The organism is Streptomyces sp. NPDC002004, assembly GCF_053593975.1.
The window spans coordinates 47,936-66,539 of sequence record NZ_JBSFDP010000011.1 but is presented as its reverse complement, the minus strand read 5'-3'; the positions used below and the strand labels follow the sequence as shown (position 1 = coordinate 66,539).

Sequence of the window (18,604 nt, the reverse complement as noted above, 5' to 3'; positions counted from 1 at the left end):
CCAGCGGTGACCGTACCGGTCACTGCCGGGCCCAGGCCGTGAACAGCCATCAGCCGGCGCGGCCTGGCCACGGCCCTGACGACGGCCGTTCCGTGGGGATGTCCGAACACCCGTAGCCCACCGCGTAGATCCCCGGCACCGCACCGCACCGGCTCGACGGACACCGGTGCCGCTCCTGACCGATCAGACGCATCCGGAGAGAAGACAATGAGCAACCGACCCGTCGCGATAGTAGGGTACGGCGCGGTCCTGGCCGGTGCCGACAGCCCGCAGAAGGTGTGGGAGGTCCTGGAGGCCGGCCGACACCGGTTCCGGGCGCCCCTCCTGTGGAGCGCCGAGCACGTCATGCCATCCGAGCTGCGCAACGCGGCCACGGGCGGCTTCATCGACCGGCTCACACCGCACCCTCGCCTTGCCGACGAGATCGGCGCCGGAGACTGGCCCGCCGACGCACCGCCCGTCATGACGTTCCTGCGGCACACCGCCCTCCAGGCACTCGACGGGCTCCGCACCCGCGACACCGACCGCTGGCTGTGCGCGGCCGCCACCTCGGGCGAACACGAATATCCCCATCTCTACAACGACGTGCTCGCCCGCACCTACACGCACCATCTTGCCCGGGCCACCGATGGCAGGCCCGGGGCGCGTTGGTTCAACGAGAACAGCGGCGACATCCTGGCGGCCCACTACCAGCGCGACAGCTTCCCCCCGGCGCTGTCCACGGCTCCCTTCTACCTCCACCGCGCTCTGGAAGGCCTCATTCCGGCCGACACGGAGAGCGTGGTCGCCGAATCCGCCTGCGCGAGCAGCCTCTATGCCCTCGACGCGGCCGTCCGCGCGCTCCAACAGGACGCCTGCGACGTCGCCCTGTGCACCTCCAGCGTCATGATCAGCCCGACCCTGTGCCGGCTGTTCGGGACCACCGGCACGCTGGCAACCGGGGACGACATCCGTCCCTTTGACGAGGCATCCGCCGGAACCCGCATCGGCGAGGGAAGCATCACCCTCGTCCTCAAGCACCTGGACCGGGCCCGATCCGACGGGGACACCGTGCACGCGGTGATCCGCGGCATCGGTCTGTCAGCCGACGGACGTGCCGCCTCCATTCACGCCCCCGCCGCCCGCGGCCAGTCCCTCGCACTGCGCCGCGCCTGGCGGGAAGCCGGTATCGCATCCGGCGACCTCGACTGGATCATCGCCCACGGCACCGGCACCTCCAAGGGGGACCCGCTCGAGCTCGACATGCTCCGCGACGCGCTGGCCGGCCGGACCAGCCCCTGCCCGGTCACCTCGGCCAAAGCGGTCTTCGGGCACACCATCGCCAACTCCGGTCTGGTCTCCGTCCTGCACGCCGTGCTCGGCCTGCGTCACGACCGGATCCTGCGCCAGCCCTACTTCGAGCGCCTTCCCGCCACCGGAGCCGGACGACCCGTCGATCCCGTTGCCGTCCCGGTGCGACACATCGACTGGCCGGCCGGTACACGCCCCCGCACCGTCGCCGTCTGCTCGGCCGGCCTGGGAGGGGCCAACGGTCACGTCGTCCTCACCGACGACCACCCGAGCCTGCGGACCCGCAAGCCCGCCCGGGTCGTCTCCGACCGGGACGACATCGTCATCGTCGCCCGCACCGCGCTGTTCCCCGGAGCCGCCACCGGCACGGTCAACGCCTGGCTGCGCGGCGAAGGGCCGCCACCCGAGCCCGGCTTCGGTGATCGCTACCCCCATCCGACCGATCCTCCTCTGCGCATCCCGCCGCCCACTCTCCGCCAGATCGACCGCACCCAGATCATGTCCGTCCAGGCCGTCCACGATCTCGCCCCCGCCCTCGGGGCGGCCTGGGACGAGCTGCGCCCGACCACCGGCGTTGTCGCCGCCGCCGGAACGCTGACGCGGCGCATGGTCGAAGCCATGGCCCACATCCACCTCGCCGACGCCACGGCACCGGTCGCCGCGCTCCACGGCCCCGAAGCCGCCGAGGAACTCCGTTCGCTCCTGGCCGCCGCCGTGACCGAGGGGTCCGCTGCGCCGCACGCCCACGCCTTCACCGGCGTCGAGACGGGCCTGGTGGCCGGCCGTGTGGCCAACTACCATGACCTCCAAGGCCCCATCACCACCTGCCACGCCGACACCGACAGCACCCTCGCCGCACTTCGCCAAGCTCAGCGGTGGCTGCACAACGACTCCTGCGATCTCGTGCTCCTCTGCGCCGCTGACGGCAACACGCTGCCGCAGTGCGACACACCGGCCGGCACCCTCGAAGTTCCCAGCGACCGCGCACCGGGTGAGGGGGCAGTCGTTCTCGCTCTCACCCGGGCGCGGACCGCGGCCCGCCACGGCCTGCCCGTCCTGGCGACCGTACGAACCCGCATGCCCCACCCGGACGACCCGCCGGCCCCCAAGGACGGTCAGCACCTCGCCGACGGCCCCCGCTACCGCGCCGCGGCCGGGGCCCTGGCGGTGCTGGAGGCCCTGACGACCGGTGCCGACACCCTCATCACCCCCCGCACTCCGGGTGCCCCCACGGTCCACATCACCCCCTCCGGGACAGCCGGTGCCGCATCCGATCGGGCCCAACACGCCCTCCAGGAGCCGCCGGACGCCCAGCAGAGCCAACCGATGGCATACGGCCTGCACGAGCTTCCCCCGCCACAGCCCCACCCCGGTACACCGCCCGACCCGTTCGCCCCCGGGACACTGGTGCTGTGCGATGACCCGCTCCTGGCCGACCTCGTGCCCGACGCCCCTGACATCCACCTCTGGTGCCCCGCCGCCACCCCGGCACCCCATGCCACGCCCGTTCGCGCCGAGGACGTGGCCGCCGCCCTGGCCGAGCTGGACACACCCCCGCGACACGTGCGGATCCTCACCCGTCTTCCCGCCACCACATCGCCGGCCGCCACCGCCCGCGTCCTGGCCCTGCACGACCTCACCTTCGCCATCGCCGGCGCCCTCGTCGGCTCTCTCGCGACGGGCAGCATCACGGCGCTGCTCACCCACGCCCTCCCTGACGCCGACCCGCACCCCTTCAGCGGCCTGTTCACCGGAACACTCCGTTCCTTCGCGACGGAACTGCCCGGCTGTACTGCCCTTACGGTGCTCACCGACGACCTGCCGCCGCGGCAGGCCCTCGACCTCCTCGCGGCCGAATCGTCACAACGCGTCCCGGGTGCCGCCGTCGCCCACCTGAACGGCAAACGCCTCGGTTACCGGATGGTTCCCGCCACTCCCACCACCCCGGCAGCCCCGTTCACGCTGGACGGGAATTCGGTGATCCTCGCGGCCGGCGGCGCTCGTGGCATCACCCCGTCACTCCTCCTCGCCCTCACCGCCGACCAGGCCCCTCACCTCTACATCCTGGGCCGGACCCCGCTGCCCGACCCGGACGACGGACCCGTACCTTCCCTGGCCGACCACATCCGCCGGACCCGCACCCAGGACCCCTCCCTCCCCGTCAAGGACATCAAGGCCTCACACGCACGACTTGTCCGCGCCCAGGAGACCGCCCGGACCCTTGCCCAGCTCAGACAGCAGTGCGGCGCCGACCGCGTTCACTACCTCACCTGCGATCTCACCGACGCCGAGCTGGTGGCGCGGACGGTCCGGCACGTCCTGGACCGCCACGGCCGCATCGACCTGCTGCTCAACACCGCCACCGAGATCCGATCCCGCGCCCTCGGCTCCAAACCCCTCGGCGACTTCCGCACCGTCCGGGACATCAAGGTCCTCGGCTACCTCAACCTGAAGAACGCCCTGCGCGACAACCCGCCGCGCCTGTGGTGCAACTTCAGCTCGATGTCCGTCGTCTTCGGCAACGCCGGGGACGCCGACTACGTCGCCGCCAACGACTTCCTCACCTGCGCCGCCCGCCACCACGCCACACCCGAAGCCAAGGAATTGAGCCTCATGTGGGCCGTGTGGTCCGACCAGGGGGCGGGAGCCGATCCTCTCCTGGCCGAGCAGATCGCCAGCACCGGCCGCTACGAGGTCATCACCGCCCGCCAAGGCGCCCGACAACTCCTCCAGGCACTCACCCACCACACCCACGTACCGGCTCTGGCCTTTCTCGGCACCCAAGGCCCCACGACCGCACCCCACCCTCCACACACCACCTCCGCCCCGCAACCCCCCTCAACGTCCTCACCGCTTCTGGGGCGCCGCCTGGCAGACGACGACGGTCACAGCGTCTTCGAACGCCGCATGTCCCACCCCCTCGACGCCGACGATCCGGATGCCTGGATCACCCATCACACCGTCAAGGGCGTCTCCGTCGTCCCCGGCACCTTCGCCCTCGAAATCGCCGCCGAAGCCGCCCTGGCCCTCGCACCCCACCTGCACGTCATCGGCTTCCGCGATCTGCGCTGCCACAGCGCCCTGACCGTCCTGCCCCACCATCCCCCGCTGCTCGTCCGAACCCGCGCACACCTGCTGCCCGCCGCCCCCGACGGCAGCCGGCGGGTCCGCGTCCGCATCCTCACCGACCGCACCAGCCCCAACGGCACGGTCCTGGTCCGTAACCGCCTCTGCCACAGCGTCGACGTACTCCTCTCCCCCGACCAGCACCCGATCCCCACGGACGATCACCCCCGGCCCAGCCGTCCGTCACCCGGCATCGCCCTGCACCACCCCAACCCGCTGGTCCACCTCACCGGACCCTTCGCCTCCACCACCGGCCACCGCGTGGACCACCACGGGGCCAGCGCCGTCTTCGCGCTCCCCCCGCGCTGGCACCACGCCTTCGCGACCTTCCGCATCCCCGCACTCACCCTCGACGCCATGATCCAGACCACAGCGCTCGCCACAGCCCCCGACAACGCCCCCTTCCCCCTGTCGGCGCTCGCCGGAATCGACGCGATCGACCTCGCCACCCCCCACAACGACACCGCCCTCACCCGCGCACACCCCGCCCCCGGGGTCCTCCTCCACGCCCCGACCTCCACGGCCCCCGGCCGCGTCCACGCCCTCGTCGACACCACCACCGTCGTGCGCATGCACGGCATCCACGGCGCAGTACTGGGCACCCTCGAGCGCACCACCGGTCGCGTCCACCTCGCCGCCGGCCCGGCACAACCCCTCACCCTCGGCATCCCCGGCACGGCGACGCCCGCCCCGTCCGAAACCACCGAAACGGCGGCCCGCTCATGAAATGGGACGACATCCTCATCCGCTCCACGGGCCGATGGCTGCCGACAGCCACCGCGACATCCGACGCCGTCGCCCTCGGCCTGGTCAAACAGCGCCGCGCCGACCAGCTCGGCTCCTCCTTCACCACCACCAGCACCGAGCAACTCGCCGTCCGCATGGCGGTCCGGGCCGCCATCGACGCACTCACCAACGCCGCGGCCGGCCCACAGGACCTCTCCCTCCTTCTCTACACGACCGTCGGCCTCCAAGCCCACAGCACCCCCGCCCAATACCTCCAACGCGCCCTCGCCGCCCCCGACGCCGAGTGCTACGAACTGCGAGCTGCCAGCAACGGCGGCATGACCGGCCTGCTCGCCGCCGCCGGCCACCTCGCCGCCCGCCCCCACGGCGAAGCGCTGGTCACCGCCGCTGCGATCTTCCCGCCCCACCACCTGGACCGCTGGCAGGGCAGCCCAGGAATGATCATGGCGGACGGAGGCAGCGCACTCCTGATGTCCCGCCGCTCCGGCTTCGCCCGACTCTGCGCCACCTCCCACACCGCGGTACCCGAACTCGAGGAGATCAGCAGGGAATTGACCCAGACCGACGATGAACAATGGAACGCCAAACGACGGAAGTTCCTCGCGGACACCGGCCTGCCACCCTATGAGCACCTCATCTGGAAGGCTTTGGACCGCAGCCTCAAAGCCCTTCTGGCCGAAGAGGACATCGATCCCAAAGACGTGAAGCACACCATCGTCCCCTCGTCCGCCTGGGAAATGGCCGACTCCTACTTCGCCGAACCCCTCGGCCTCACCCGCGAACGCACCACCTGGTACTACGCCCGCCAGACCGGTCACATCGGCCCCGCCGACCAGTTCCTCGGCCTCGACCACCTCATCCGCGAACGCCGCCTGCACCCCGGCGACTACGTACTCATGGTCGGCCTCGGCGGCGGCTACTGCATGACCCACGCCCTGATCCAGCTCGTCGAACCACCGGTTCCACGCAACCGCATCCACCTGAACCGCTGACCAGTGCCGGGGCCGCCGCGGAAGCGAGGTGCCCTTCTCCCAGGTGGTGCCGATGCATTTCGGTGCTCAGAAGGGTCTTCCTCGTCCCGGTGCGGCAGAGGCAGCAGCTGGGTGATGCCGTTGCGGTCCCCGCCGGTCAGCGACACCGCGAGCGGGCCCTGGGCGTCGACGAGCTTTCCTGCGGAACTTCGGCGGGGCCACTCGGCCCCGGCGTGCCTGCCTGCGGGGACAGACCATCACAGGCCGGCGAGGAGGTCGTCCAGCGGGGCGGGCACCTGGTCGGGGGCGAGGGCTTCGACCAACAGGCGGCCGTAGCGGATCTTGCGGCCCTTCTTCGTGCCGATGAAGCGCCGCAGCTGCTGGTGCCGGGGCCGGCCGTGCTGGGCGGGCTGCTTTACGAAGGTCTGCCAGGCACGCAGTTCGTCCTCTGCCTCGACGATCTGCTCGACCCGCGCCGGGCCCAGTGCACGGATGAGCTCGTCCTCCAGGTCCGCCGTGCAGACGAAGACTCCCGGGAGCGGCGCCGAGGCCGGGTTCAGGCCCCGGTCGAAGAAGGGCTTCTCGCGCTCGTCGCACAGACCGATCAGGCGCAGGCCGAGACCGGACGGCCCGAGGAGCCCTGCGTAGCGGCCGACACTCATCGCCCCGCCCATCGGCACCACGCACACACCCTCGGCCGCCAGGTCACGGCCCCGCCCCGCGGCCAGCGCCTCGACAGCCGCGAGGTCACTCAGCCCTTCCAGCAGGACCGCCGTGTGCACCCCCAGGAGCTCCGCCAGCTCCTTCGCCGGCCCGCCGGAGCCACCGCCCGCCCAGCCCGTGACCTCGTCCCGGAACATGCGCATGTCGACCATGCCGGGGAGTCTCCTACGGCCTCCAACGGCAGCGCACCCGATATTCGGCTGTGCGAGCGCGCAGGCTCGGGGGTCGGGCGCGCTACCGGAGTCCTTGACCTTCACCTCGGTGGCGCCGCGTCCCTCGGGGGACGCTGCGCGCCAGCCGCCGCCTTCGAGCCACCGTCCGTCGATCCGGCAACGATGCCCGCAGACGCGGCGGCGTTCAACGCGGAATCACCCAGCCCGGCACCCAAGTCCCCGCGGCGTCGTGGCCGGCCCCTGTGGCGGCGAGGTGGGCGCGGAGGGTGGCAAGCGCTGGGTGGGGGTTGTCGCGGTGCCAGAGGAGCGAGTGCGGGTAAACGGGCGTCGGGTCGGTCACCGGGATGCGGCGCAGGCCGTGGTCCGCGGGCCAGACGAGGCGGGTCTGCTCGCCCATGAAGGTGGCCAGGGCCGGGGTGTCGGCGACGGTGTCGAGGAGCGCGTCGGAGCCGAAGTTGGGACCGGTCGCCTCGATGGTGAGGCCGAACTCGGCGACCAGGTCGTCGTAGTAGGCGGCCCACTCGGTACCGGGGACGATGCCGGGCATCCAGATCCGGTGCCCGGCGAGCTGGGCGACGGTCACCGACCGGGCGCCCGCCAGCGCGTGGGCGGGGCCGGTGAGGAGCTGGAGCGGCTCGTCGAGCACCCGGACCGACTCGATGTCCTCGGGAAGGGGCCGGCCGGGCACGGCGACGGCGCGGAAGGATGCGTCGATCGCACCGGACCGGATGGCGGCGACGGCCGTCTCGACGTCGAACAGCATCACCACATCGAGCTCGATCTCGGGGTGCGCGCGGTGGAAGCCGCGCATCAGGCCCGACGGCGCGACGCGCGAGGCGATCACATCGACGCGCAGCGGACGGCGGCCGGTCCGCACGGACGCGACCGCGCGCTCGGCGACGCGCAGCAGCTCGCGCGCATGGGGAAAGAACGCCTGCCCGTCGATGGTGAGCTCGGCGCCGCGCGCGGTGCGGGTGAACAGCCGCACACCGAGCTTGCGCTCCAGCGCAGCGATGCGCTTGGACACAGCCTGCTGGGTGACCGCCAGCTCGGCGGCGGCCTCCTGGAACTGCCCCGCGTCGGCGACGGCGACGAAGGTCCGGACGGTATCGAGGTCCATCCCTATACCCTACGGGCACAACCGATGGTTGTGGCCGACGCCGCTGTGGTTGTTTGATCCCCAGGTATGGTCCTCGCTTTGATGCTTCCGTACGCGGATCGGTTGTGCAGACGAGTGGCGAGGGGCGTCGGGCATGAGGAGCGGGCACCGGCTGGGGCGACGGTTCGGGTGGCTCTGGGGGGCGTACGGGACCAGCGCGCTCGGCACATGGCTCGCCTTCGGCGCGTTCCCGCTGATCGCCGTCCGGGTGCTGCACGCCGGCCCGGCCGAGGTCGCCGCGCTCTCGTCCGTGGGCGCTGCGGTGGGCGCGGCCGTGGCGGTGCCGCTCGGCCCGTGGGTGGAGTTCCGCCGCAAGCGGCCCGTGCTGATCGCGATGGACCTGGTGCGGTGCGCGGCGCTGCTGACGATCCCCATCGCGTTCGCGCTCGGCGTCCTCACCTTCCTTCAGCTCCTGCTGGTCTCGGTCGTCGTCGCGGCGGCCGACATCACCTTCCGTGCCGCCTCAGGCGCGTACCTGAAGACGCTGCTGCCGGCCGAGGACCTGCTCGTCGCCAACGCCCGATTCGAGTCCACGACCTGGACGACCACGATCATCGGACCGCCGCTCGGCGGCGCGGCGATCGGGCTCCTCGGTCCGGTGGCGACGGTGGTGGCCGACGCGGTCAGCTACCTGCTCTCGGCCCTGGGCATCCGCGCGACGGGCGGGCACGAGCCTCGGCCCGAGCGCCGGGAGGCCGCGCGCATGCGGGCCCGGGACCTGCTCGACGGCTGGCGGTACATCCTCGCCGACGTGACGCTGCGTCCGCTGTTCTTCAACACCGCCTTGTTCAACGGCCTGGTGATGGCCACCCAGCCCCTGCTGGCCGTCCTGATGCTCGGCCGACTCGGCTTCACACCGTGGCAGTACGGCCTCGCCTTCGCAGCACCCTCGATCGGCGGGCTGCTCGGTTCGCGGCTGGCCCGCCCGCTCGTCACCCGGTTCGGTCAGCACCAGGTCCTGGTCGTGGTCGGGGCACTGCGTGCGCTCTGGCCCGTCGGCCTGGCCTTCCTGGGGCCGGGCACCGAAGGACTGCTGCTGGTGATGGGTGTCGAGCTCGGGCTCATCTTCTGCTGCGGGGTCTTCAACCCCGTCTACGCCACCTACCGCCTCGAACGCACCGCGACCGACCGAGTCACCCGCACGCTGTCCGCCTGGGCGGTGACGACCAGGACTTCGACCGCGCTCCTGACGGCCGGCTGGGGTGTGCTGGGCAGCCTGCTCGGCCCGCGTACGGCCATCGGCCTGGCCGGCGTGCTCCTGCTGGCGACCCCGCTGCTGCTCCCCCGCCGCGCGGCGGCGCCTCTCGCCGAGCCGGAGCCTGAGCCGACACCGAACCGCGCCTGACGGACCGCCACCGCCGTCGGCGCGATCTGACTGCACCACCCTTCTTCGGGCCGACATGGTCCCCACTTTGAGAGCCCTGATGTGCGAGCCGTCCACAGCGCCGTCGTCCAGGTCCAGAAGTCCCGTGCGGCGCAACTCGGTCGGCAGGACAGTGTGAAGGCGAGGCCGGACGTCGGCTTCGGTCCAGTCTCGCAGTCGACGCCAGGCCGTCGCCCCGGAACACCCCCCGGTCCCGGCGGGAACGTCGCGCCAGGCGACACCCGTCCGCAGCACGTACATGACGCCCATCACGGCCCGGTCCGGAACACGCCGCGGTCTCGTCGATTGTCCGGGTCATCGGCCCGCCGCGTGACGGGCGATCAATCGTCGAAGGCCATGGACAGCGATCGCCTCGCCAGGCAGCGGCACGACGGCGAAAACGAGGTGCGCCCTGCCTCTGCCAGTTGACACGCTGCACTGATGAATCGTGAACAGATCTCCAGGATCGCTCATACGGAGCACCCCATCAGGTCTCCACTCGACGACGACTCAGTCCATCGGCTGCTGGAACGCGGGCTCCCAAGGGGCGACGAGCGTGTACTCGACCTCGGTTGCGGCACAGGGGAATGGCTCCTCCGTGCCCTGGCCACACGCCCACACCTCCATGCCGAGGGCGTGGACATCTCCGAGGACGCCCTGGCCCAGGCCACCGCCGCCGCAACAGGTCTCGGCGTCCAGGAGCGCCTCGTCCTGCACCACCAGAAGGCCGAAGACTTCCTCCCCTCGGCCCCGTTCGACGTGGTCCTCAGCTTCGGGGCCACACATGCCTTCGGCGGCCTCCTCCCCACCCTCGCCGCGGCCCGCAGACACCTGGCTCCCGGCGGTCGTGTCCTTGTCGGTGAGGGATTCTGGGAGCGCCCGCCGTCACCGGAGGCCATCGAGATGCTCGGGGACCTCACCGACCTGGCGACCACAGTGGACCGTGTCGTTGCCGACGGATGGACGCCTGTCGACGGGCACGTCAGCACGCGTCGTGAATTGGACGACTACGAGTGGGCCTGCTGGGGTTCGCTGGCCGCATGGGCCCTGGACCACCCCGCCGATGCCGACAGCTCGCACGTGCTCGAGACGGCCACAACCCGCCGCTCCGAATGGCTGCGCGTCTACCGGGACACCTGGGGCTTCGTCTCCCTGGTCCTGCGCCGGACACCCGACCCTGCCTGAACCAGCAGCACTGCCCCAACCGTTCATTCGTGGCTGGTGTGTTCTCCTCGGGACCGAGCAGGGACCAGCGAGCGAAGAGCGACTGTTGTCAGCGGGGGCTGCTGATGGGCGGTCGCCGCAAGTCCGTCCATGCCGTGGTCCCGCGACCGCCGGACGTGGGCTCTCGGCCTGCTCGCTCAGCGCGTCCCGGCCCTGCCGCCATTCGAGAGAACTGCGCGTCTCCCCTCAGCGTTGCCCTCGTGGCTGGACGACGTTGAGATGGCCGTGGCTCGACAGCGCGCCGGCCAGGTCTCCGGGTCTCTCTCGTAGCACGTGGTCCAGGAAGGCGACACAGGCGCCGGCGGTGACCCGCAGGCCCCCCGTGCGGCCCAGTGAGCCGACGATCGAGGGAACCGGCGGCAGGTAGAGGGGAGCATCCGTGAAGGTGAGATGTGCGGCGCCGGGGACGGTGAGCCGGTAGCTGGTCCGGGTGCTGAGGCCGAGGACCTTGGTGAGACGGGGGATGTAGTCCGGGCTGGTTTTCCCGATGGTCTCGGTGAGGGCGAGCACCGGCTGGTGGTAGGGGCGCGGGGTGGGGTCGTGGGGATAACCGTCCAGATCGATGACAGCTGCGAACCGGGGGTCCTGGCGTGCTGCCTGCAGTGCGGCGCTGCCACCGAGGGAATGGCCCGTCACCGCTGCCCGTGCGGTGTCGAGGCGTCCGGTCAGCGGGCCGGGGATCCGCCCGTGTTCCATGCGGCCCAGCTGGGTGAGGACGAAGCTGAGGTCGGCGGCCCGGATCGCGGTTGCGTCGGCCGCTTGCTTTTCGGCCTCTGCCTGGTTGGCGGTGGCGGTGAGCGCGGTACGGATCGTGCGGCCGTCGGTGAGCACCACGGCGGCGGAGTCGTAGGGATGGTCGAGGGATGCGACGACGTAGCCGTGGCCGGCCAGCTCCTGTGCCCAGGCCGTGTTCTGGGTGCGCACTCCTCCTGCTCCGGGCGAGAACAGCACGATGGGGAACTGTTCGTGTCCGGGGATCGGCGGGGCGTCGGGCACCGCCTGCGTGCGTGCCTGCGGAAGGCCGTCGAGGAGGAAGCCGGGGACACCGGCATAGCGCGCCAGGGCGTCGGAGACGGTACGCGCCTCACCGTGCGTGCGTCCCAGGTACGGGGCGCGCCGTGCGCCTGCGGGGCTCTGCCGCGCGGGGTACCAGAGCTGGACCACGACCGTGCGCCGGTCGTGGGGGGCGGCCGTAGCAGTCTCGGGGCGCGCCGGGTCCGTCCACTGCACCACGCTCGTGCCGACCCCGAAACGGCCCGACGGCTCGGGGAACACCGGTCTGGGCAGTGCCCAGACCGCCGCAGGGCCTGAAACAATCAAGCCGAGGCACACCGCCGATCCCGGCAGCGCGATCCACCACCGCGCCCTGGGCTGCGGACGGCCACTGCGCAGGCGCAGCAGCGGTACGACGGCGAACGGGAGGGCTGCGGCCGCACCGACGAGTACGGGCACCAGCTGCCAGCGCAGCCCGACCACGCTCAGCACCACTCCGCAGAGCGCCACAGCCGCCACGGCACCGGCAGTCAGCGGCCACCGGACAGCCGGAGGCAGCCAACGTGCCAGCACAAGGGCGACAGCGCCCAGCACCAAAAGGATCTCCCCCAGGGACATCTGCAGTCCCTCAACAACCTCGGTCACAGACACGATGGTCGATCCACACGCCCGTCACCGCGTCCGCCCTCAGGCTGAACGCATGTGCTACTCGGGTCTGACCGAACAACGCGGCAGACACCATCACAGGAAGCCCGCTCGCCGGCCGAAGAATTCACGTACTCCGAGGGAACGTTTCGCGCGGACGGCTCCTCAACAGGGCGACGGAACCCAACTCGCCAGCGGAGGAGAACACATGCCCCACCAGCCCCACACACCCACCCGGATCCGAGCTGCCGCGCTCGTCGCCTCGGTGCTCACCGTGGACGCTGCACTCCACCTGTACTGGACGACGGGAGCCACATGGCCCGCGTCCAATGACAGGAGCCTGTCCCAGGCGGTTCTGGGTACGGACGTGCCGTTCACACCGCCGATCCTGCTTCCGCTGGTCGCCCTGCTGCTCACCGCCGCCGCCTTCGTCCTCGCCCACTCTCGCCGGCCCGGCCACCTGCTCCTCCGCGTCGGCACCCTGACCGTGGCCGCGGGCCTCTCGCTGCGCGCTTCGGCGGGTATCTACTGGCTGTTCGCCAAGGAGACCCGCACCGCCTTCTACTGGCTCAACCTCATGCTCTACACCCCGCTGTGCGCCGTCCTGGCCGTCGCCGCCCTGCGCGTGGCGCGGTGGAAGGATGCGGCCCGTGCCCGATGAACGACTTGATGACCGGACCGTCCGGCTGGTGCGAGCCGCCCAGCGTGGCGACACCCTCGCCATGGCCGAACTCCTCGACGTCCTCACGCCGTACGTGGGCCGCGTCTGCGCGCCCATAGCCGTCGGCCAGTGCGCGGACGCTGCGCAGGAGGCCCTGGTGGTGGTCTTCAAGTCGCTGCGCACCCTGAGGGATCCGGCCGCACTGCACGGCTGGGTCCGTGCCATCGCGGTGCGGGAGGCGATCCGCACCGTGCACCGTGCCGCCCGCACGGTACCGGCCGATCTGAACGCGCTTCCCGCCCGCGGCGACCCCCAACTCTCCGCCGACATCCTTGACGTACTGGACCGGCTCTCCCCCGAGCACCGCGCGGTACTGATGCTGCGTGACGTCGAGGGTTTGGACGAGCGCACCGCAGCCGCCCTGCTCGGTGTGCGCACGGGCACCGTCAAGTCGCGGCTGCACCGGGCCCGCGACACCTTCCGGAAGGCGTGGACGTCATGAACGAGCCCTGGCCCATCACCGACCTCGACCCCGTACGCCGCCTCCACGCCTTGGCCGGCGGCATTCGCGGCGCCCACGTGACCGAGGCGCACATCGACGCGCCGTTCGAACGAGTCTGGGACCTGCTGGGCGACCTCGAGGGCGCCTTCGGGCAGGTAGTGCCCGACATGGAGCGGCTGCGCGTCGTCCGTCGGCAGGGCGAGCGCGTAGAGGCACTGGCGCGCAGCAAGTACGGGATGCGGGCACGACTGCGCGGGGTGCAGCGGCCCGGCTGGTGCTGGCTGCAGAGCCGGTTCCTGCTGCTCGGCGTAGCGGCGGCGCCGGAAGGCCCAGGCACTCGGGTCGCGTTCACCGGGGGCGTGCGCCTGCCGGCCCGCGCTGCCCTGATCCCCCTGGGCGTACGCCGTGAGGGCAGCCGCAGCGTCGAACGCCTGACGGCTCTGCTGTGACCGGGAATCCGCCGACTCCGGGTGCCCGGAGCCGGCGGCCCACTCGAAGCGACATCGTCCGGGCGGCCCGCAGGGGTCCAAACCTGGTACCGGGCGCCGCAGAAACGCCGTCCGGGTGGCGTCCGGACCGAGCGGCGGATCCCGCGTTCACACGTAGTCGACACGGAGAGCGCGTCGGTTCCCCGACGTCACAGGGACGATCCTCACGGGCCCAGTGCCGCGTCGGCTCTCCCGTGCCCGTCCGGGCCGTGCCACGATGACGGCACCGGGCCACGATGGAATTCGCCTTCCCGAGCGTGGTCCGGGCCTGTGCCTGCCGACCGCCACGTCGCCACGTCCCGCCGGGTGCGGGCGGTGGTCGGCGGGCCCGGCCGGGCGGACGCCGACATCGCGGCGACGGCTCCGGGCCGCGCCGTGGGCCGGTCACCGCTCGGCCTCACAGGGCTGGGCGCCCCTCGGCCGCACCGCCTGAGAGGCCCCGGGCTCTCACGTCGGCCACGGAAGCCCGACGCCACATCACTCGCTGCCTCTCCTTTCCGGGTCCTGCGTCGCTGCAGGGTGCGCGCCGTGAAAAGTCCGCCGCCCGCCGCCACGGCGACCGCTCCGCAAGTGCGACGGTCACAATCGTGCAGCCGAGGCCCAAGACCCTGTGCGAGCCGCCGGTGTGCGGGGCGGGAGCGGCGCCTGCGGCAGGCTCGGGTCAGCAGGCGGCGGATCCGCCCGAGGGATGCGAATCGTTCATCCGCGACGGTTCACGTGACTCGTCGGCCGGGGCGCGCTCTTCCGCTCGTGCGCCTTCGGTCAGGCGGTGGCGATGCCGTCCAGCTTTCCGGTCTTCGCGTCGGCCACCAGGGAGGCGAACTGGTCGACGCTCATTTGGACGCGCTGTCCGAAGTCGTCGGTGAGCAGGACGCGGCGGTCCGCGGGGGCCTTGGGGTCGACGAAAAGCTGAGGACAACCGCAGTTGCAGCTGCCGCAGAAGGTGGCCAGCGGCTCAAGACCGGTGGTCTCGTTCATCATGCACTTCCTTTCCGGGGACGCGGGGCGACGATGTCCGCCGTCACCTGACGTCCGGTAACGGCCAGGACATACCCCTGGGGGCGCCGCGGCACGCGCTCGCGTACGGGACGGCCGAGGCACGGTCCGGCGCACCGTGCGCCGTGGCCCCTCCCGATGCTTCGCGTGGCCGTGCCCCTGCGGGAACCAGGCGGGATTCGTCAACGACTACGTGAAGGGGTGCTGATTTCGGCACCTCGGAGCGGCGTCGGGAAGCCCGTGCCCCTCCGCAGAACCCGCACGCTACGGTGGGGCCCACACAGGGGTGGTACGCGGCTCGAAGGGCCTCGGTCTGGTCGTCGACCGCACGGTGGAGGCGCCGCCGTTCGACCTGCTCGTCCATCCCGGTGGCAACGGCACCCGTGAGCTCGCCGAGAATGCGGCGCGAATGTCGACTCCTCGGTCGGCCTACGGCCGGGGCAGCGTTACGTCGACGACGGGGACATCGTCACCAGTGCGGGTGTGTCCGCCGGGATCGACATGGCGCTGCACCTGGCGGCCCGTTTCGGAGGGGCAGACGCGGCGGAACTGACCCGGTCCGGGGATTCAATACGAAGCCCCGGAGCCCGCCGCAAGCCAGGGATCCTGACGCCGGTCGGTCTACAGATCAGCCGAGGCGGTCTCGGCGTTTCGGGGTTGCTCCTCCCTGGTGCACGAGTCCGCGAGCGGCTGGGCCTCGTACGTGATCCGGACGACGCCGTCGGCGTGCCGTTCGGTGCAGGCGCGAACACCGAAGACGTCCGCGAGGACCGTCGGGGTCAGCACCTCCTGCACCGGCCCCGCCGCCACCACGGCCCCCTCGTGCAGGACGACCAGGTGGTCGCAGAGCCGGGCGGCCAGGTCGAGGTCGTGCAGCACGGCGAGTGTGGTGATCCCGGTGGCGCGGATCAGGTCCAGGAGCTCGAACCGGGCCCGGATGTCCAGGTGGTTGGTGAGTTCGTCCAGCACAAGGAGCTGCGGGCGCTGTGCCAACGCACGGGCCAGCAGAACGCGTTGGCGCTCCCCACCGGACAGGGAGGCGTAGTCGCGGTCGGCGAAGGGCAGTACGCCGCAACGGTCGACGGCGTCGGCCACGGCCAGATGGTCCTCTGCCCCGTCGCGGCCCAGCAGGCCATGGTGAGGGGACCGGCCGAGAGCCACGATCTCGGTGACCGTCAGGCCGGTGGTGTTGCCCCCGGCGTCCTGGAGAACGGCCGCTGTGCGGCGGGCAGCTGCACGGGGGGACAGCTCCCAGACGTCGTCCTCACCCACCTTGACCGCCCCGTCCGCCGGGCGCAGCGAGCGGTAGACGGCACGCAGCAGGGTGGACTTGCCGCTGCCGTTGGGGCCGACGAGGCCGACGATGTCGCCCTTGCGGGCCTCAAGGCTCACGCCACGCAGGATCGGAGTGCGGTCCAGGGTGATGTGGAGGCGGTCGACAGTGAGTCTCATGTGTCAGTCCAGACCCTTGTTGCGGCGCAGCAGCCACAGGAAGAAGGGGGCGCCGAGTAGGGCGGTGAGAATGCCCAGGGGCAGTTCGTTGGGTCGGTTGAGGATGCGGGAGAGCAGGTCGACGAGGACCAGGTAGACAGCTCCCAGCAGAGCCGTCAGCGGAAGCAGCCGACGGTGGTCGGCACCGATGGTCAGTCGCACCAGGTGCGGGATCATGAGGCCGACGAAGCCGATGCTGCCCGCGACGGCGATGACCGTCCCGGTCAGCAGTGCGCTCAGGACCAGCAGAACGGCACGCAAGCGACTGACGTCGATGCCGAGCGCGGTGGCGGACTCGTCTCCGGCCAGCAGCACGTTGAGCCGGCGGCCGAACAGGGACAGCAGCACGGTGGTGACGAGCACCACGACGGTGACCGCGGGGAGTTGGTCCCACTGGGCGCCCGCGACGCTGCCCAGCATCCAGAACATGACCGTTCGCAGCTCGGTGGGGGTCGCCTGGAGCTGGACGAAGCTGGTCGCGGAGAGGAAGACGTACCCGACGGCCACGCCCGCGAGGACCAACCGGGTTGGGGCCAGCCGTCCCCGCCGCTGTCCGAGCGCAAAGACCAAGGCGCCGGCGGCCACTGCCCCGAGGAAGGCCGCCGCCGACACCCCGAGCCCGGCGAGGGCCACACCGCCGCCCAGAGTGATGACGAGGACCGCGCCGAGCGTGGCGCCGTAGGAGAAGCCCAGCACGATGGGGTCGGCCAGCGGGTTGGAGACCACGGTCTGCAGTACCGCGCCGGACACGGCCAGGCCCGCGCCGACCAGGGCCGCCAGCACCACCCGCGGGGTGCGGAAGTTCCAGACGATCTGGTCGAGCGCGGGATCGGAGGGCGCCGCCCCGGCGCCGGTGACGTGATGGAGGACGATCTGCCACACGTCACCGACCGGGACGTCGACCGCGCCGATGCTGATCGCCACGATCATGGTGGCGGCCAGCGCCACGGGCAGGAGCGTGAACGCCAGCGGGTCCCTGAACCGGCTCAGAGGGCGTCGGGGTGCAGCATCTTCGCGATCTTCTGCACCGCCACGTCGTTGCTGGGGCCCAGGTACATCGAGTCGGACAGCGTCACGTACGCGTTGTTCTTGGCGGCCGGCCACTGGGGGAACTCCTTGAGCAGCTTCTTGGCGTAGGCCGCCGGGTTGCGGTCGTTGTAGCCGATGACGACGAGGGCGTCGACGTCGGTGGCGGCCACCTTCTCCTTGCTCAGGTCGGCGAAGGACGTCTTGGAGGCGTTCTCGAAGGCGTTGGAGCCGCCGGCCTTGGCAAGGATGTCGTTGTAGATGCCCTTGGCGACGACCGAGCTGAAGTCGTTGCCGCCCATGGACATGTTGGAGAAGAGCGCCATGACCTTCGGCGTCTTCTTTTCCTTCACCTTGTCCGAGACGGCAGCGATGTTCTTCACGGAGGCGGCGATCAGCTTCTCGGCTCTGTCGCTCACGTTGAAGACCTTGCCCATGTCGCGCAGCAGCTGGTAGCTGTCGGCGATGGTCATCCTGGAGGTGTCCTGGTCGCAGCCCTGGGGACTGACATAGCTGTTGGCGCCGACCTGCTTCAGCTGGTCGCGGGTGGCGAAGCCGTTCTTCTCGTCGAAGCCGTACGAGGTCGTGGACAGCACAAGGTCGGGACGAAGGCCGAGCATGGCCTCCCGGGGAACGTCGTAGGCGTCGTTGAGTTTGACCTTCCCGTTGGGCAGGGCCTTGATCGCCGCGGCCCGGCCCGGCACCTCGGACATGCCGTAGGTCTGCTCGTTGGCGACGATCTTGTCGCCGAGGCCGAGGGCAAGGAGAGTGGAGACCTCGGCGACGGAGGCTCCGTTCATCACGACGACCCGGCTGGGGGCCTTCGAGAAGGTCTCCTTCTGGCCACAGTTGTCAAGTGTCACCGGATAGCCGGCCTTCGAGGCCGCGGCCCCGGTGCCCTTGTCGCTCGCCTTCTCGTCGGACGAGGAGCCGCACCCTGCCGTGAGTAGACAGAGGGCTGCGGCCAGGGCGGCAGCCGGCCGGTTCATCGACATGCGGGCTCCTTGCGTGAAGGACGTGCTCATG

At 71.2% G+C, this 18,604-nt stretch carries 14 protein-coding genes and 1 pseudogene; 7 read left to right on the top strand and 8 right to left on the bottom strand.

From position 1 onward, the window contains the following. Positions 1 to 207 precede the first annotated feature (207 nt). Complete coding sequence (locus ACWCP6_RS18650; protein WP_450933550.1) at positions 208 to 5,142, top strand: SDR family NAD(P)-dependent oxidoreductase; 4,935 nt, start codon at positions 208 to 210, stop codon at positions 5,140 to 5,142. Then, the gene (locus ACWCP6_RS18645) at positions 5,139 to 6,155 is read left to right on the top strand and encodes a ketoacyl-ACP synthase III family protein (RefSeq protein WP_450933549.1); all 1,017 of its coding nucleotides are present in this window, start codon (positions 5,139 to 5,141) and stop codon (positions 6,153 to 6,155) included. The genes ACWCP6_RS18650 and ACWCP6_RS18645 overlap by 4 nt, the downstream gene beginning before the upstream one ends. A gap of 236 nt (positions 6,156 to 6,391) precedes the next feature. On the opposite strand, the gene ACWCP6_RS18640 is transcribed toward ACWCP6_RS18645, so the two are convergent. Then, positions 6,392 to 7,009 carry a TOPRIM nucleotidyl transferase/hydrolase domain-containing protein gene (locus ACWCP6_RS18640; RefSeq protein ID WP_450933548.1) on the bottom strand — a complete coding sequence of 206 codons (618 nt, stop codon included), beginning with the start codon at positions 7,007 to 7,009 and terminating at the stop codon, positions 6,392 to 6,394. Between the two features lie 205 nt (positions 7,010 to 7,214). Continuing rightward, positions 7,215 to 8,150 carry a LysR family transcriptional regulator gene (locus ACWCP6_RS18635; protein WP_450933547.1) on the bottom strand — a complete coding sequence of 312 codons (936 nt, stop codon included), beginning with the start codon at positions 8,148 to 8,150 and terminating at the stop codon, positions 7,215 to 7,217. A gap of 133 nt (positions 8,151 to 8,283) precedes the next feature. Between ACWCP6_RS18635 and ACWCP6_RS18630 the strand changes: the two genes are divergently transcribed. Continuing rightward, positions 8,284 to 9,534, top strand: a complete 1,251-nt coding sequence (locus ACWCP6_RS18630) for an MFS transporter (protein WP_450933546.1) — start codon at positions 8,284 to 8,286, stop codon at positions 9,532 to 9,534. Positions 9,535 to 9,580: 46 nt separating this feature from the next. On the opposite strand, the pseudogene ACWCP6_RS18625 reads toward ACWCP6_RS18630, so the two are convergent. Continuing rightward, positions 9,581 to 9,846: pseudogene (locus ACWCP6_RS18625) on the bottom strand (transposase); the annotation flags it as partial. Between the two features lie 147 nt (positions 9,847 to 9,993). On the opposite strand from ACWCP6_RS18625, the gene ACWCP6_RS18620 reads away from it, so the two are divergent. Beyond that, positions 9,994 to 10,737, top strand: coding sequence for an SAM-dependent methyltransferase (locus ACWCP6_RS18620; protein ID WP_450933545.1), 744 nt, complete (start codon positions 9,994 to 9,996; stop codon positions 10,735 to 10,737). A gap of 225 nt (positions 10,738 to 10,962) precedes the next feature. Here ACWCP6_RS18620 and ACWCP6_RS18615 read toward each other — a convergent pair whose 3' ends face one another. Beyond that, positions 10,963 to 12,414, bottom strand: a complete 1,452-nt coding sequence (locus ACWCP6_RS18615) for an alpha/beta hydrolase (protein WP_450933544.1) — start codon at positions 12,412 to 12,414, stop codon at positions 10,963 to 10,965. Between the two features lie 208 nt (positions 12,415 to 12,622). Between ACWCP6_RS18615 and ACWCP6_RS18610 the strand changes: the two genes are divergently transcribed. From ACWCP6_RS18610 to ACWCP6_RS18600, 3 genes are read left to right on the top strand one after another with little or no spacing between them, the layout of a single operon-like run. Further along, entirely contained in the window at positions 12,623 to 13,075 is a 453-nt protein-coding gene (locus ACWCP6_RS18610) for a DUF3995 domain-containing protein (protein WP_450933543.1), read from the top strand. Continuing rightward, complete coding sequence (locus ACWCP6_RS18605) at positions 13,056 to 13,577, top strand: RNA polymerase sigma factor (protein ID WP_450933542.1); 522 nt, start codon at positions 13,056 to 13,058, stop codon at positions 13,575 to 13,577. Before ACWCP6_RS18610 ends, ACWCP6_RS18605 begins: the two co-directional genes overlap by 20 nt. Beyond that, positions 13,574 to 14,026, top strand: coding sequence for a hypothetical protein (locus ACWCP6_RS18600; RefSeq protein ID WP_450933541.1), 453 nt, complete (start codon positions 13,574 to 13,576; stop codon positions 14,024 to 14,026). Before ACWCP6_RS18605 ends, ACWCP6_RS18600 begins: the two co-directional genes overlap by 4 nt. A gap of 801 nt (positions 14,027 to 14,827) precedes the next feature. On the opposite strand, the gene ACWCP6_RS18595 is transcribed toward ACWCP6_RS18600, so the two are convergent. The 4 genes from ACWCP6_RS18595 to ACWCP6_RS18580 form a co-directional block, all read right to left on the bottom strand. Continuing rightward, positions 14,828 to 15,043: a hypothetical protein gene (locus tag ACWCP6_RS18595; protein WP_450933540.1), complete on the bottom strand. Its 216-nt coding sequence runs from the start codon at positions 15,041 to 15,043 to the stop codon at positions 14,828 to 14,830. Positions 15,044 to 15,682: 639 nt separating this feature from the next. Then, positions 15,683 to 16,513: an ABC transporter ATP-binding protein gene (locus tag ACWCP6_RS18590; protein WP_450933539.1), complete on the bottom strand. Its 831-nt coding sequence runs from the start codon at positions 16,511 to 16,513 to the stop codon at positions 15,683 to 15,685. A 3-nt stretch (positions 16,514 to 16,516) separates the two neighbouring features. Beyond that, the gene (locus ACWCP6_RS18585; protein WP_450933690.1) at positions 16,517 to 17,482 is read right to left on the bottom strand and encodes a FecCD family ABC transporter permease; all 966 of its coding nucleotides are present in this window, start codon (positions 17,480 to 17,482) and stop codon (positions 16,517 to 16,519) included. Positions 17,483 to 17,538: 56 nt separating this feature from the next. Continuing rightward, on the bottom strand, positions 17,539 to 18,573 hold the full coding sequence (locus tag ACWCP6_RS18580) for an ABC transporter substrate-binding protein (RefSeq protein ID WP_450933538.1): 1,035 nt from the start codon (positions 18,571 to 18,573) through the stop codon (positions 17,539 to 17,541). Positions 18,574 to 18,604: the final 31 nt, after the last annotated feature.

What these genes read in the sequence shown, in the direction of transcription:
- ACWCP6_RS18620 (WP_450933545.1), top strand. Translation starts at nt 9,994, where the DNA reads ATGAATCGTGAACAGATCTCCAGGATCGCTCATACGGAGCACCCCATC.
- ACWCP6_RS18585 (WP_450933690.1), bottom strand. Translation starts at nt 17,482, where the DNA reads ATGATCGTGGCGATCAGCATCGGCGCGGTCGACGTCCCGGTCGGTGAC.
- ACWCP6_RS18580 (WP_450933538.1), bottom strand. Translation starts at nt 18,573, where the DNA reads ATGTCGATGAACCGGCCGGCTGCCGCCCTGGCCGCAGCCCTCTGTCTA.
- ACWCP6_RS18605 (WP_450933542.1), top strand. Translation starts at nt 13,056, where the DNA reads ATGCGGCCCGTGCCCGATGAACGACTTGATGACCGGACCGTCCGGCTG.
- ACWCP6_RS18640 (WP_450933548.1), bottom strand. Translation starts at nt 7,009, where the DNA reads ATGGTCGACATGCGCATGTTCCGGGACGAGGTCACGGGCTGGGCGGGC.
- ACWCP6_RS18635 (WP_450933547.1), bottom strand. Translation starts at nt 8,150, where the DNA reads ATGGACCTCGATACCGTCCGGACCTTCGTCGCCGTCGCCGACGCGGGG.
- ACWCP6_RS18610 (WP_450933543.1), top strand. Translation starts at nt 12,623, where the DNA reads ATGCCCCACCAGCCCCACACACCCACCCGGATCCGAGCTGCCGCGCTC.
- ACWCP6_RS18595 (WP_450933540.1), bottom strand. Translation starts at nt 15,043, where the DNA reads ATGAACGAGACCACCGGTCTTGAGCCGCTGGCCACCTTCTGCGGCAGC.
- ACWCP6_RS18590 (WP_450933539.1), bottom strand. Translation starts at nt 16,513, where the DNA reads ATGAGACTCACTGTCGACCGCCTCCACATCACCCTGGACCGCACTCCG.
- ACWCP6_RS18600 (WP_450933541.1), top strand. Translation starts at nt 13,574, where the DNA reads ATGAACGAGCCCTGGCCCATCACCGACCTCGACCCCGTACGCCGCCTC.
- ACWCP6_RS18630 (WP_450933546.1), top strand. Translation starts at nt 8,284, where the DNA reads ATGAGGAGCGGGCACCGGCTGGGGCGACGGTTCGGGTGGCTCTGGGGG.
- ACWCP6_RS18645 (WP_450933549.1), top strand. Translation starts at nt 5,139, where the DNA reads ATGAAATGGGACGACATCCTCATCCGCTCCACGGGCCGATGGCTGCCG.
- ACWCP6_RS18650 (WP_450933550.1), top strand. Translation starts at nt 208, where the DNA reads ATGAGCAACCGACCCGTCGCGATAGTAGGGTACGGCGCGGTCCTGGCC.